A 13234-nucleotide genomic window follows, 5' to 3' on the forward strand; every position below is an offset into this window, starting at 1 on the left:
ATTCTATACGTTATGAAAATATCCTTGCTGTAAAGAAGATTTCTTTTAAAAATATTCTGATTATCCAAAATGCATAAGGGAATATTTGGTACAATCAACATGAGGTGATTGATTGTGGAACCGAAATGGCTGGAATGGGCAAAGCAGCTGCAGGCGATTTCGCAGGCAGGGCTGACCTATTCTAAAGATGTATATGACTTGGAACGATTCGAATTAATCCGCGAGATGAGTGTTGAAATGCTGTCACAGCATACCGAGATGGATAAGGGCGTGATCCGGGATTTGTTTGCCAATGAAACAGGCTATGCAACGCCTAAAGTAGATATCCGGGCAGTTATTTTCAAGGACAATAAACTATTAATGGTCAGGGAAACGACGGATGGTGACTGGTCACTGCCCGGCGGCTGGGGTGACATCGGACTGACGCCGGGTGAAGTGGCGGTGAAGGAAGTAAAGGAAGAGTCGGGTTTTAACGTTAAAGCTATGAAACTAATAGGTGTACTTGATAAAAAATGCCATCCGCACCCGCCGTCGCCGTATCACGTTTATAAAATGTTTATCCAGTGTGAAATTGTCGGAGGCAAGGCGGAAGCAGGGACAGAAACGAGCGCCGTCGAGTTCTTTGCAGAAGATGAACTGCCGCCGTTATCAGTGGAGAGGAATACGGAGTCGCAAATCCAGATGATGTTCAGGCACTTACATAATCCGGGGGAAATTGTGTTTTTTGATTGAGCGTATTAGAAGCTAGCTGGACTCATTTAAGAAAAATAGCTGCATTCATGATGCCTAACCATTTTGATATTGCAGGAGGTGAAGAAATGAATGTTGAAAAAAGACTTTATGAAGAAGCGGTAGCATTGGTAGAGAAGAGATACCCGATCGGTTGGGGCGGTGCTGCAGCCATGTACACAATAGACAGAAAAATCCTGACAAGCGTTTCTCCTGAAATTATTAATGCTTCTACAGAATTATGCATTGAAACAGGGGCTATCTTGGAAGCTCATAAACTTGATACTCAGATCACTCATTCTATATGTGTAGTAAGGGATGAGGAAGAAGCGGACTATAAAATCCTGACACCATGCGGGATATGCCAGGAAAGACTTTTTTATTGGGGACCAAAAGTCAAAGTTGGAATTTACACACCTGAAGGGGAAATCCTTTATAAAACATTAGAGGAAGTTCAACCTTATCATTGGTATCGGGCATATAGGGAAAAGTGACGAGGATGATGGCAGTTTTATTTGAATTCTGGAGGGAGGATAGAAAATGCAGTACATATCAATAAAAGGGTCCGAATAAGCAGTCTGGCAATTTAAGAGGAATTATAAGCTTGTAGTGTAAAAGAAAGACTTAAGAATAATCACGGTGCTTTGTTCAACTGCGGAAGCATGACCGCTCCATGATCATAAAGGAGATAGTTCTATGTTGAAAGTTTTAAGAATGATATTGGCATCCATCGTTATTGTCATGGCTGGCTACGGTTTGATGACAGATAACTTTTGGATACAGCCCTACATGTTATTTGTGATGGGCGTGATGCTGCTGGTCATGGGATTAGAGGAGTTCCAAAAAGGAAAAATAGTTTACGGCTATCTAAGTGTAGCAGTTTCTTTGTTTTTGATGGTTGTTTTATTTTTTACCTTTTGATGTGAATCCTCAAGCTTGTGCTAGATCATTGCCACGCTGATTCAGTCATCACAAATATCCAGTCAGGTGGAAAACTATGATCTTTTTAGCCTTTGGAAATATATTTTTAGGTATTTTAGCGATTGTGGCGATTTCAACGGGTTGGGGGAGATTTGAGAATTGGGTATACAGAAGGTTTTCTGCTTCCTTGAATCAATTGACCTTATTATTGTTGATGAGTTTGATATTATTTTTCTTGTTTTTGGTCATGACTATTTTGATTGGATACTTGAACCATTTCAGATTGATCAATTCCCTCATTGTGTCCAGCTTTATTTTACTTTGTGTGAACTTGTTTTCGCCGTATTATTCCAGCCATATCGTGAATGAAGAAAGAGTGTTCATGAAGTATGCAGTGAAGATTCCTGAAGATACCAATGTGACATTATTCAATTTCAAAATGTCCCCTTTCTTCATTGCTTCTCTGGGAATCGTTATGGTCACAATGCTCTTAACCATTAGAATGATATAGAGTCAGCAGTTTTAACATGATTTTACAGAAAAATAAGCTGTTTTAATCTTTTTATGACGGTTCCCCTCGTTTTATATAAAAATAAAAGTTTTTAAGGTACCCGTGAACGGCTATAAATTCAATATTATTAATATATTAATTTTTATTGTGCCACTTTCCCGATTATTGTGCCGGAATCCCAATAATCGGGCCGCTTGTCGAATTTCCTTTAAAAAACCTCTCTATTTAGTTGTGAAAATGAGGGGAACAGGGTCCGATTTTTAAAATGGGCCGCAGTCCCCATGGTTCTTTTCTCCCCGAGTTGAAGGGATATTGAAAAAAGGTGTCGAAGTTTAAGTATAGATGGCTAAAATATCCTGCTTTTGTCCTAAAGGAGTTCTTGTATGTTAGAAACCGTTCATCATTTAGTGTTGCATGTGGTATTCATATTGTTTACGATTCTTCTTTTTCAGTTATTTATGACAGAGTCGGAGTGGGGGACGAAGGGGTTCAAGCTCAAGTTCCTTGTGGTGAATATGGTGATCATCGTGTTTACGATGATCTTTCCGGTCGTTTACTCAAGCGGGTATGTGTACGATTTCAAGGTGGTTCCGATCATCCTTGCATTTATGTATGGCGGCAGCAGGGTTGGATTTGCTGTGTTCGGCGTGATGCTTGCAATTGGTTTGTTAACCGACCATGTATTTTTGAAGGTAGCGATAAATTATGCGATCTATTGCCTTCTCCTAATACCATTGTCAAACTGGTATCGTACCTTCGATTGGAAGAAGAAACTTGTCATTATCTCTGTATTTTATTTATCCATACCGATTACAAGATCTCTTTTCTTATTTTATAAAAATGAAACAGAACAACTCCACTTGATGGTGAGCTCAACGCTGATCATTTGGATTACACTGGTGCTCACTATTTATTTGATTGAAAATAGATTGGAACAGATGAGGATCAAAAAAGAGTTGATAAAAGCTGAGAAATTCAATGTGGTCAGTCAATTGGCAGCCTCTGTCGCACATGAAATCCGGAATCCCATGACGACTGTGAGAGGGTTTATGCAGCTTCTGCAGGGAGAAAATTTATCGAAGGAACAAAAGAACTTTATCGATATATCCATACAGGAATTAGACCGGGCACAAGAGGTCATCAATCAATACCTTTCCCTGGCCAAGCCGCAGACGGAAGAATATGAAGTGTTCAGTTTGTCAGAGGCCATGAATGAATCTGTCGATGTGATGTCAACGTATGCCGTTATGAACAGCATTGAAATCAAAAAAGAAATTGAAAACGATTTGAAGGCAAAAGGATTGAAACTGGAGATTCAACAAGTTTTCATCAATATCCTTAAAAATGCGATCGAAGCCATAAAAGAAAACGGAGAAATAACGGCTTCCGCCACACGAAATAAAGATGGTCATGTGGTGATTACCATCAAAGATAATGGAGCGGGGATGCCCGCGGAACAACTCAAATCATTAGGCAGACCCTATTATTCCACAAAAGAAAAAGGGACGGGACTCGGGATGACGGTTTGTTATCAGATTGTCAATCGGATGAAAGGCGAGATCCGGGTGGAAAGTCAATTGGGTGCAGGGACGACGTTTACTATTTTATTGCCTGAGAATACATAGTGATCACGGGGCTGGTCCCTTGGACAGATTACCCGTACCTGTTTCCGTGGTTCCCTTGACATTATAATACGAAAGGTTGTGAACGAGTTGGTCAAACAAATCATTGCGCTCGGCGGTGGAGGATTCTCGATGGAACCTGACAACCCGCTGCTGGACCGCTACATTCTTAACCAGTCCGATAAACAAAATCCGAAGATCTGTTTTATTCCAACGGCTAGCGGTGACTCGGATCAATATATCAGCAAATTTTACACCTTTTTTGAAAAAGAAAAATGCCAGCCTTCCCACCTATCATTGTTTAAACCGCCGACAAGAGATTTGGAGGGCTTTTTATTAGAGAAAGATATCATCTATGTCGGAGGCGGGAATACCAAGAATCTATTAGTCTTATGGAAAGAATGGGGATTGGAATCTATTTTACGAAAGGCGTGGGGGCAGGGGATCTTGCTGGCCGGAATCAGTGCAGGTTCGATTTGCTGGTTTGATATGGGCGTGACGGATTCCTACGGTGACGAGTTGGAACCTTTGGAGTGCTTAGGTCTCTTACAGGGAAGCAATTGTCCCCATTACGATGGGGAAGCCGACAGGAGACCGGTTTATCATCGACTCATAGAATCCGGGAAAATCCAATCCGGCATTGCAGCGGATGACGGAGCGGCTGTGCATTACATTGACGGGGATATACACAAGATCGTCAGCTCAAGGCCGAATGCGAAGGCGTATAAGGTCTATTTTGAAAACAAGGTTATAGAAGAAGAGCTTGAGACAGAGTTCCTGGGATGAAGCTCGGAGAACGCAGGAGCAACGAAGAAAGAGGGAAACGTACATGCAGCAATTATCTTTAAAGAACGGTAAGACTTATAGAATTAAAGTGTTTAATGCAGAGGATTTTGAACATGTGCATCAATTAAACGCAGAAGAAGAATGGAATAATCTCGTAAAAAAGAGCGAAGATACGAAACATGCATGGCTGCATTCAACTATTAAGTTTCTCGTATTTGATGGTGACACTCTCGCCGGATACGTAAGGGGATTCACGGATGAGCATGTGACGACCTACATTACTGAACTGCTAATCAATCAGCGCTACCGCGGCCAGGGGATTGGGACGGAACTGATAAAATATGTCCATCACCTCTATCCTAAAACGAGAATCGACCTGCTGGCATCGTCAACTTCGAGAACATTCTATGAAGATAATGATTACAGGGCGTTTTATGGGTTTAGGAAGACGATCGAGGAGTATTGATTTCAATGTGCCGGGGAATCAAGATGACACCAAATACGCTTAATCTTCACTGAAGGTAAGCGTATTTTTTTTATCGAAATGAACCATTGAATTTCTTTTTGGAAAAAATGAAACCATCAACTAACTGGATCGTCTTAGCATTAAAGGGGTGGGGTGAGACACGTGTGAGGAAGATACAGGATGAGGGGTGTTCGGAAAATCGGGATGTCTGGCTTGAAATGATTATGGATGAGTACGGTGAACGGTTGACAAAGATGGCCTATAACTATGTAAAGGACTGGAATCTGGCTGAAGATATCGTACAAGATGTTTTTATCAGGTGCTACAGACATTATGAAAAAATAGATGAGATTCATTCATTTAAGGCGTGGATTTATCGACTGACCATTAACAAATCAAAAGATGTGCTTAAGAGTTCGGCATTTCGAAAAGTGGTGATGAACGCCAGCCTTTTCACTCTCTTCACATCTAAGGACCCGTTACCTGAAAAAAATTTGTTGAAGCGGAGTGAGGAAGAGTTTCTCTCCAAGTGTGTATTGTCCCTCCCTATAAAATATCGGGAAGTGATAATCCTTTATTATTATGAAGAATGTCCGATTGAAGAGATTAAAGAAGTGCTCGGTCTGAATCCTAATACAATCAAAACGAGACTGCAAAGGGGCAGGGCGAAGCTGAAGAAATTGATGGAAAGGTGGGATGATGATGGAAGACAGGCTTAATCGGTTAAGGAAAGCGATGGATGCAACCACTCACAGTGGTCATCACTTTACGGAATTTCAAAAAAATAAAATTCGGAACGCAGTAAATACAAATATGCAAGTGGCACCAAAAAGACCGCATTCATTTGTTCTATTCATCATTGCCACACTTGCCATTTGCTTAGCGGGTTTCTTCGTCTCGACTGAGTGGTTCATTAAGCCGGATAATGAAAAGATTAACAGTACGTCAAGCATGATTTGGAAAGAAAATCACGAATATAAAGAGGACGGGAAGGTCATTTTCAGCATATTTCCTGATCCTGAATTACAAGCGGGTAAGCCTTATGGGTATATCTTTCGTTTTAACGAGCCATTTACAACATACAAAGGAAAAGACCTGTCCATTTCTGCCTTTCATAAAGAAACCGGGCAGCGTATGCAGGTATTATCTCCTGAAAAAATTACAGAACCATCAGCAGGATATTCAAGCTTGCAGCGATTTTCCACCAACTTTCAGGTTCCCTACAGCGGCTTATGGAGATATGAAGTGTACCTTGACGGGAAAGCTTACGGTGATGTGGTTGTGATTGTGGCGGAAAAAGAAGGAACAAACCGTGTCAGCTTGCCTGAAGATCTCCCGGACCACGTTCAAGAACATGATTTCGAAAAAATAAACTGGAGTCGAAAAGCAACCACGTTTGGAAGAAACATCATAGGAAACGAAAACCAATCTGGCATCATAGGTGCCGACATGCCAAGCTTGACCGCTCAAAAATGGATGTGGCATCTGTGGGATACAAATGCCTCGGAACTGACGGTCGTTGGTTTTCATAAAGAAAGCAAGACAGTCCATCCTGTCCTGAACAATGGTTATAGCTGGACGATTGGACTGGGCGGCGAGAATAACGGAGCCGATGTTCACGCCCCGTCAGCTGTTACCATTCCTGAACGGGGAGAATGGGCATTCTTGCTTTATGCGGATGGAGAATTGTTTGATGTGATTGTGCTGGAGATTAATAAGTGATACTGGACGAAATCAGTAAGGGAGCCACGGGGAGAGAGCCACGGGGACAGGTCCCTTGTCCCAGTTATATATATAGTCACTGCACCTGTCCCCGTGTTACCCAAAAAAGGAGATTCTCATGAACTTACAAACAGAACGCATAAGTTTTCGTAGATATGGTGATGTCGATTTTGAATTCCTCCATTCTTTATTATCAGATCCTGAAATGGTTCTTTATATAGGAGAAGGGAAAACGAGGGATCGGGAAGGTACCAGAACATTTTTAGAATGGATTTACCATACGTATAGTACTGGTCAAGCTTTTGGATTAATGGTTTTAGAAAATAGATCAACTAAAAGCCCCATCGGACATGCAGGATTGGTTCCGCAAATGATTAATGGGAGAGAGGAAATAGAAATCGGATATTGGATTTCAAAAGAATATTGGGGTGCAGGCTATGCGACTGAAGCAGCCAAAAGCCTGATGGTGTATGGGAGAGGTCTCGGTATTAATAGATTCATTGCTTTGATACAGCCTGAAAATACCGGGTCCAAAAAAGTGGCAGATAAATTGGGGATGACTCTCGAATCTGAGATTGTACTGAGTGGGCAAAAGGTACAGGTACATTCGGTATCATGGTAATCTGAGGCGTAGAACAGAAAGGATGATCCATTTGAATATTCTATGGGATTTTGACGGAACTTTATTTGATACATATCCTGCTTATACGCGACTTCTCTCTCAAGTGTTGGGGGATGAGGAGGACACGCAGGAAATCTATAATAAATTGAAAGTTTCCTTTTCACATGCCATTGAGTTTTATGGTATTTCAAGTGAACAGGTCGAAGAGATGAATCGATTAGAGGAAATAATATCACCTTTGGATATGAAACCTTTTGACGGTTTAGAAGAAGTATTGAAGTTTGCCGATTGTAATGTGATCATGACCCATAAAGACAGGGTTGGGGTCATGACCATACTGGATCATTACGGCTGGAGGAACTATTTCGCCGATATCGTAACGATTGACGATGGGTTCCCGCGTAAACCGGATCCAGCCGCCTACCTTCACTTGCATAAGAAAAAAAGAATTCACCTCGCAATTGGGGACAGAGAATTGGATTTATTGCCGGCCAGGGAAATAGGGATTGCGACATGCATGTTCCAAGGTCAATCAGACATAGCTGATTATCATTTGAATGATTACAATGAATTTTTCAATACAGAATTTCCGCTTTTGAAAAAATGAACACGGAGCAGGCCAGTCTGTCATTGGTTGGTCACTATTTACACCTAGTAGGAGGTGATTTCCCAATGACAAGCCGCGAAAACGAAGAACAGCTGACAGGGGGAAATGTCTCGAGCGTATATCGATCGAAAGATACAGTGCGCAGGGAATTGAAACCGGAGAGCAGCAAGGTACATGCCTTACTGAAGCATTTGAAGAAAAAAAGCTATCCTTATGCCCCTGCATTCCTGGGAATCGATGAAAAGGGCAGGGAGATTCTTTCCTATATTGAAGGGGAAGCAGGCAATTATCCTTTGAAAGACTATATGTGGTCGGATGATGTGCTAAAGGAGATAGCGAAGATGCTGCGTCTTTACCATGATGCGGTGAGTGATTTTGCAATAGACGAAGATTGGCAGCCAATCGATAACACTCCCCTGCCTTATGAAGTTATATGCCACAATGATTTTCCCATTTACAACATCATTTTTCATCATGAAAAACCGGTGGGGATCATCGATTTCGATGTCGCCGGTCCCGGTCCGAGGGTCTATGACATAGCATACACCCTCTATACGTGCGTTCCATTGAGCAGACTGCATCTTTCAGAAACGGGTGAACCGGTAGTGTATAAACCAGAAAATGATGCCGGAAGGATAAAGCGGAGAATTCAATTATTCCTTGACTCCTACGGCATGGATTTTGAAGAAGACGTCGTGGACATGGTCATCCGCCGCTTGGAAGGATTGTGTAAAACCATCAAAAGAAAAGCCGGAGAAGGGGATACTGCTTTTCAAAAGATGATCGGGGAAGGGCATGTCGAGCATTATGAGAAGGATATTGCGTTTGTTCGGGAGTATGGTAATACGTGGAGATAGTAGGAGAAGGTTTCTTATTGTGGCTCCTCTCTGAAAGGGACAAAAGTGTCCCTTTTTTAGTCGAAAACGGAAGATCGTTACCAAAATCGAAAATATTAATATACTAATTTTTATTGAGCCGGTTTTCGGATAATTGAGCCGGAATCCGATAATTGTGCCACTTTCCTGGGAATTGAGCCGATTGTCGAATTTTCTTTTCTAAAATACACCCATATCAAAATTGAAAAAATGATCGTTTTGAAGGATTTGAGATTTTTGCAGAAAGTTGAGACTTTTATGGAAAACTGGGAGGGAAGAATTCTCGAGACTTTGCGTGGAAAGTTTGAAGTATTCATAAAGGGTACAGGTGCCCCGCTTTGTGTGACCCACCACTATTCAGAGTTCAATGAAACGGGTGACTATTTTGCAGAGGCCTTTACATTCAGTCATACGGTCATTCTGGTGAATTTGAGGGAAGCCGGTGCATCCGAAATAGCCACTGCCTCGTATCAGCTGAGTATGCTGGAAACGATTTTTGACTTGGAAGCCATCCGTGAGAGCCTTGGCTTTGAAAAATGGGGATTTGCGGGCCATTCAACTGGCGGGATGCTCGGAATCATGTATGGAATCTATCATTCTGACAGTCTATCGTTCATGGTCATTGCCAGTGCAGCGGCAAGGGAATATATGACGTTCTCGAAAGACTGTATCTACAATCCTGAACATTCGAAATTTCAGATCATGCAGGATTATATGGAAACGCTGAAACAACTTGATCTGAGTAAAGCTGAAAGAAAGGGCATCACTGCCGAACGGATGAAATTATCCTTATTTCGACCAGAGAAGCATGACCAGTATTTTTCACTTCCGATTAGCAAAAAAATGTCCGGTATTCGGCTAGATTATTTTAGCCGGGAATTGCATGTATTTGATGTAACAAGAAAACTTAAGCTGATCTCTGCGCCATCACTCATCTTGTGCGGCAGGCATGACGTTCAGTGTCCTGTGTCGTATTCAATTGAAATAGCGGAGGCAATCCCGCAATCAAGACTTAAGATATTTGAAGAAAGCAATCATTATCCTTTCTTAGAGGAGAAGGAATTTTTTGAAGAAGTATTTGGGGATTTTGTAGAACAGGTTACCGGGCAAAGCAAGAATCCGAGGAGGTGAAATCATGTCAGTAAAAGGACTCAACCATTTATTGTTTTCAGTGTCCAACCTGGAAGAGTCAATCTTGTTTTATCAGCAAGCATTTGGCGCAAAGCTGCTGGTAAAGGGTCGCACTACTGCTTACTTTGATCTGAACGGCATGTGGCTTGCCCTTAATGAAGAAAAGGACATCCCCCGCAATGAAATCAGCCAATCGTACACGCATATTGCTTTTTCGGTAGAAGAATCAGGGTTTGATGATATAGTACATAAATTAAAGCAGTTGAATACCAATATCCTGCCTGGCCGGCTTAGAGACGAAAGGGATAAAAAGTCCGTTTACTTTACCGATCCGGATGGTCATAAATTTGAATTTCATACGGGCAGTTTGCAGGACAGGCTGGATTATTATAGGAAGGAAAAGCCGCATATAGAGTTTTATGATTGATTGATTGATTTTGAAAGGACTGACGCAGGTTATTTCAAACCAACAAATAATATGAACAAAAGGAAGGTGGTTGGATATGGGGCATCCAAAACATATCATTGCAGTTTCCGCATATGTTACGAATGAAAATGGAGAAGCATTATTGGTCAAGACCCATTGGCGGTCTGATACTTGGGAGCCGCCAGGAGGGCAAGTGGAAGAAGGAGAGGCTTTAGATGAAGCTGTATGCAGGGAAATAGAAGAGGAAACCGGTATCCTCATCTCACCCATTGGAATAACGGGTGTGTATTACAATACAACGAAGAATCTATTATCAGTCGTGTTCAATGCGAGTGTAACGGGTGGTGAATTAAAGATTCAGCCAGAAGAAATTAAAGAGGCAGCGTTCATTAAGCTGACTGAAGAGAACATTGATACATATATAACTCGTCCCCATATGAAATCCCGTACCATTGATTGTATGAAAGCAAAAAGCGTCATCCCTTATGAAACGTGGGAAGTGGAACCTTATAATCTGGTGGGGAGGTTGTCGGAATAATTCCTATACCAGAGACATTGGTCCAGAACCGCAGATTCCGCATGTCATAATTGTCGGGGATAAACATCACCACTCATTGTATAGCAAATCATATGAATAGTTTCCATTTGAAAGGATAATTTTGGAACCTTTTGAGGTCTCCTTCGTACTTGTTACTATATCGAAGGGGGAGAGGCGATAGCTTGGAAGTGAAATATAAGACAACACCTGAATCTCAGCCGATTGCAGAGAAAGAATACAGTCTCAGAACAGTATTGAATATGATGGGGATTGTGATATTTGGGGGGATATTATTACAAAGTTTGACCGTTCCAATCGTGCTCGATGGAAACGGGGAGTTCTCACAGATTGAAGAAATAAAGATGAGCGCAGGTAAATTCGTCGAATTCTTCTTGTTTACTTTAGGATGCGGGATAATTTATTACTTTCTGGTAAATGTTTATTTTATGGGGAAGAAATGGAGAAGAATATTCTTCATTTCTATTACTCTATTGGCATTCTTCAGTATCTATATGGTGTTTTTTTATTTACTGCAGCATCCTCTGTCACATTAAAAGGGGAATTGACTAAAAGCAGGGTCTGTCCCCCGTTCCTCAAAAGGAAGACCCTCCTTCTCTATTTCTTAAACCGTCCCCTCTACATATCTCTTAAAATTATCAAGTATCGCCTGCCACCCCTCACGCTGCATGTCGATCGGATTCTCAGTATCTGCATCAAATGTTTCCACGATTTCGGTTTCATTTCCCTGCCCGTTGAATGTGATGCTGACGGTTCGCCCATCTTCCATTGAGTAAGCAATAACCTCATTAATTTTGACCTCATCATACGTACCGCCGAAATCGAAGCCGAAGCTGCCATCTTTCGCTTCCATCCTGGAAAGGAAATTTCCGCCTACCCGTAAATCATTCTCTGCAAAAGGGGTGTGCCAGTCATCGGAAGCGGCATTCCATTTTGTGATATGGTTTGGCGCTGTCCAATATTCCCAGACTTTTGCCACCGGTGCCTGTACCGATGATTTGATGGTGATTTTATTCGAATTTCCCATTCTACTTAACTTCCTCTCATAAGAAAAATGTTGTTGTTCAAATAGGTGTACAAATCTACTTCTATTGTACATGTTTCCGTAGACTTGCACTATAGCTTTCAGTCCTGTTTTTTGTTGATCAAGGGGTCATGTTTGGGGTTCCATTTTTGCAGCCGTATTAAGACACTTATATGAACCCTTCTATTAAGGGATTTGTCTCGATAGAAAATTTTTCTTGAGTAAGATGGGTTATTTTGAAATAATTGGTAGTGAACTGGACTGGGAGTGAGAATCATGATTCGGTTATATCGTGAGAAAGTTTCATATTTTGTAAAGACTCTAATAGAAATTCAGGAGTAAACATACTGGTGAAAGTTGATCGAAAAGTGTCCATAGTTGAAAATAAACGCTTATAGATTGAGCACTGCTGTTTAAATGATTGCTAATAAAGGGGAAATGGTGATGATTGATGATGAAATTAACCGATGGAGAGTTCATCGGTCATTTAATTGAAACGGAAAAGTTATGGAGGTTATAAATAACTTCATAGATTGCCATTAATTTTGAAATATGAAGACTGACCCCTTGCTTCCGAGCACCAGATGATCCGTCCCGGTGCTCTTCAGAAATTGAGATTAAGTGAAGAGGAATTCTATACAAAGGAGGGAAAACAATGAACAATGCCTTACTGCTCATCGATGTACAAAACGGGATGTTTGCCGATAGAGCATCGGTATATGAGGGGGATAGACTCGTTTCCACCATACAAACATTACTTGAGAAAGCCCGTTCTGCCGATACCTCAGTCATTTACGTCCAGCATAACGCCCCTGCAGGGAAACCTCTTGAATATGGGACAGAAGAATGGGGAATACACCCAGATATCAAACCGCGGGCAGAGGATGCGGTCATTCAAAAAACGTCACCAGATTCATTCCTGGACACTGAATTAGAGGAAGAGTTGATCAAAAAACGCATCACCCATCTGTATATTGCAGGGATTCAGACTGAAGCGTGCGTGGACACGACCTGCCGCAGTGCTTTTAGTAAGGGATATAAAGTTACATTAATCTCAGATGCCCACAGTACGTGGGATTCTGATGAACTGACTGCGCAGCAGATCATCCATCATCATAATGTGGTGCTGAGGTGGTTTGCTGATGTTTATTCGTCTGGCGAAATCGAGTTTCGTTAATGAGGTTGTTCGAATGGATACATTTCCCAGGCGATAGATGAAGACAAGCAAGGAGGAA

18 protein-coding genes are annotated in these 13234 nt (G+C 41.6%); 17 read left to right on the forward strand and 1 reads right to left on the reverse strand.

Translation table 11 applies throughout. From position 1 onward, the window contains the following. Positions 1–114: 114 nt before the first annotated feature. The 16 genes from V6B33_RS01940 (at position 115) to V6B33_RS02015 (ending at position 11511) form a co-directional block, all read left to right on the forward strand. Complete coding sequence (locus V6B33_RS01940) at positions 115–732, forward strand: NUDIX hydrolase (protein WP_334216050.1); 618 nt, start codon at positions 115–117, stop codon at positions 730–732. Between the two features lie 86 nt (positions 733–818). After that, positions 819–1223: a cytidine deaminase gene (locus tag V6B33_RS01945; protein ID WP_334216051.1), complete on the forward strand. Its 405-nt coding sequence runs from the start codon at positions 819–821 to the stop codon at positions 1221–1223. Positions 1224–1425: 202 nt separating this feature from the next. Beyond that, entirely contained in the window at positions 1426–1650 is a 225-nt protein-coding gene (locus V6B33_RS01950; protein WP_334216052.1) for a DUF3953 domain-containing protein, read from the forward strand. 76 nt (positions 1651–1726) lie between these two features. Further along, on the forward strand, positions 1727–2161 hold the full coding sequence (locus V6B33_RS01955; protein ID WP_334216053.1) for a hypothetical protein: 435 nt from the start codon (positions 1727–1729) through the stop codon (positions 2159–2161). Positions 2162–2544: 383 nt separating this feature from the next. Then, entirely contained in the window at positions 2545–3786 is a 1242-nt protein-coding gene (locus V6B33_RS01960) for an ATP-binding protein (RefSeq protein ID WP_334216054.1), read from the forward strand. An 87-nt stretch (positions 3787–3873) separates the two neighbouring features. Further along, positions 3874–4569 (forward strand): Type 1 glutamine amidotransferase-like domain-containing protein, encoded by a 696-nt coding sequence (locus V6B33_RS01965; protein ID WP_334216055.1) that lies wholly within the window; start codon positions 3874–3876, stop codon positions 4567–4569. A 43-nt stretch (positions 4570–4612) separates the two neighbouring features. Continuing rightward, positions 4613–5035: a GNAT family N-acetyltransferase gene (locus tag V6B33_RS01970; RefSeq protein WP_334216056.1), complete on the forward strand. Its 423-nt coding sequence runs from the start codon at positions 4613–4615 to the stop codon at positions 5033–5035. A gap of 164 nt (positions 5036–5199) precedes the next feature. Then, positions 5200–5754, forward strand: coding sequence for a sigma-70 family RNA polymerase sigma factor (locus V6B33_RS01975; protein WP_334216057.1), 555 nt, complete (start codon positions 5200–5202; stop codon positions 5752–5754). Then, entirely contained in the window at positions 5738–6757 is a 1020-nt protein-coding gene (locus V6B33_RS01980; protein ID WP_334216058.1) for a hypothetical protein, read from the forward strand. Before V6B33_RS01975 ends, V6B33_RS01980 begins: the two co-directional genes overlap by 17 nt. A 118-nt stretch (positions 6758–6875) precedes the next feature. Next, entirely contained in the window at positions 6876–7379 is a 504-nt protein-coding gene (locus tag V6B33_RS01985) for a GNAT family N-acetyltransferase (RefSeq protein WP_334216059.1), read from the forward strand. A 31-nt stretch (positions 7380–7410) separates the two neighbouring features. Beyond that, positions 7411–7986 (forward strand): HAD hydrolase-like protein, encoded by a 576-nt coding sequence (locus tag V6B33_RS01990; RefSeq protein ID WP_334216060.1) that lies wholly within the window; start codon positions 7411–7413, stop codon positions 7984–7986. Between the two features lie 65 nt (positions 7987–8051). After that, positions 8052–8843, forward strand: a complete 792-nt coding sequence (locus tag V6B33_RS01995; RefSeq protein WP_334216061.1) for an aminoglycoside phosphotransferase family protein — start codon at positions 8052–8054, stop codon at positions 8841–8843. A 276-nt stretch (positions 8844–9119) separates the two neighbouring features. Next, positions 9120–9992 (forward strand): alpha/beta fold hydrolase, encoded by an 873-nt coding sequence (locus tag V6B33_RS02000; RefSeq protein WP_334216410.1) that lies wholly within the window; start codon positions 9120–9122, stop codon positions 9990–9992. Between the two features lie 4 nt (positions 9993–9996). Next, a complete protein-coding gene (gene fosM, locus V6B33_RS02005; protein WP_334216062.1) occupies positions 9997–10419 on the forward strand; it encodes a FosM family fosfomycin resistance protein in 423 nt (140 codons plus the stop codon). 76 nt (positions 10420–10495) lie between these two features. Then, complete coding sequence (locus V6B33_RS02010; protein WP_334216063.1) at positions 10496–10957, forward strand: NUDIX hydrolase; 462 nt, start codon at positions 10496–10498, stop codon at positions 10955–10957. A 182-nt stretch (positions 10958–11139) separates the two neighbouring features. Continuing rightward, the gene (locus tag V6B33_RS02015) at positions 11140–11511 is read left to right on the forward strand and encodes a hypothetical protein (RefSeq protein ID WP_442915436.1); all 372 of its coding nucleotides are present in this window, start codon (positions 11140–11142) and stop codon (positions 11509–11511) included. 68 nt (positions 11512–11579) lie between these two features. Here V6B33_RS02015 and V6B33_RS02020 read toward each other — a convergent pair whose 3' ends face one another. After that, entirely contained in the window at positions 11580–12002 is a 423-nt protein-coding gene (locus V6B33_RS02020) for an SRPBCC family protein (protein WP_334216064.1), read from the reverse strand. Between the two features lie 652 nt (positions 12003–12654). Here V6B33_RS02020 and V6B33_RS02025 point away from each other — a divergent pair. Further along, positions 12655–13176, forward strand: a complete 522-nt coding sequence (locus V6B33_RS02025; RefSeq protein WP_334216065.1) for a cysteine hydrolase family protein — start codon at positions 12655–12657, stop codon at positions 13174–13176. Positions 13177–13234 lie beyond the last annotated feature (58 nt).

The sequence above is a fragment of the Mangrovibacillus sp. Mu-81 genome (genome assembly GCF_036867415.1).
Lineage (GTDB): Bacteria > Bacillota > Bacilli > Bacillales > Bacillaceae_B > Rossellomorea.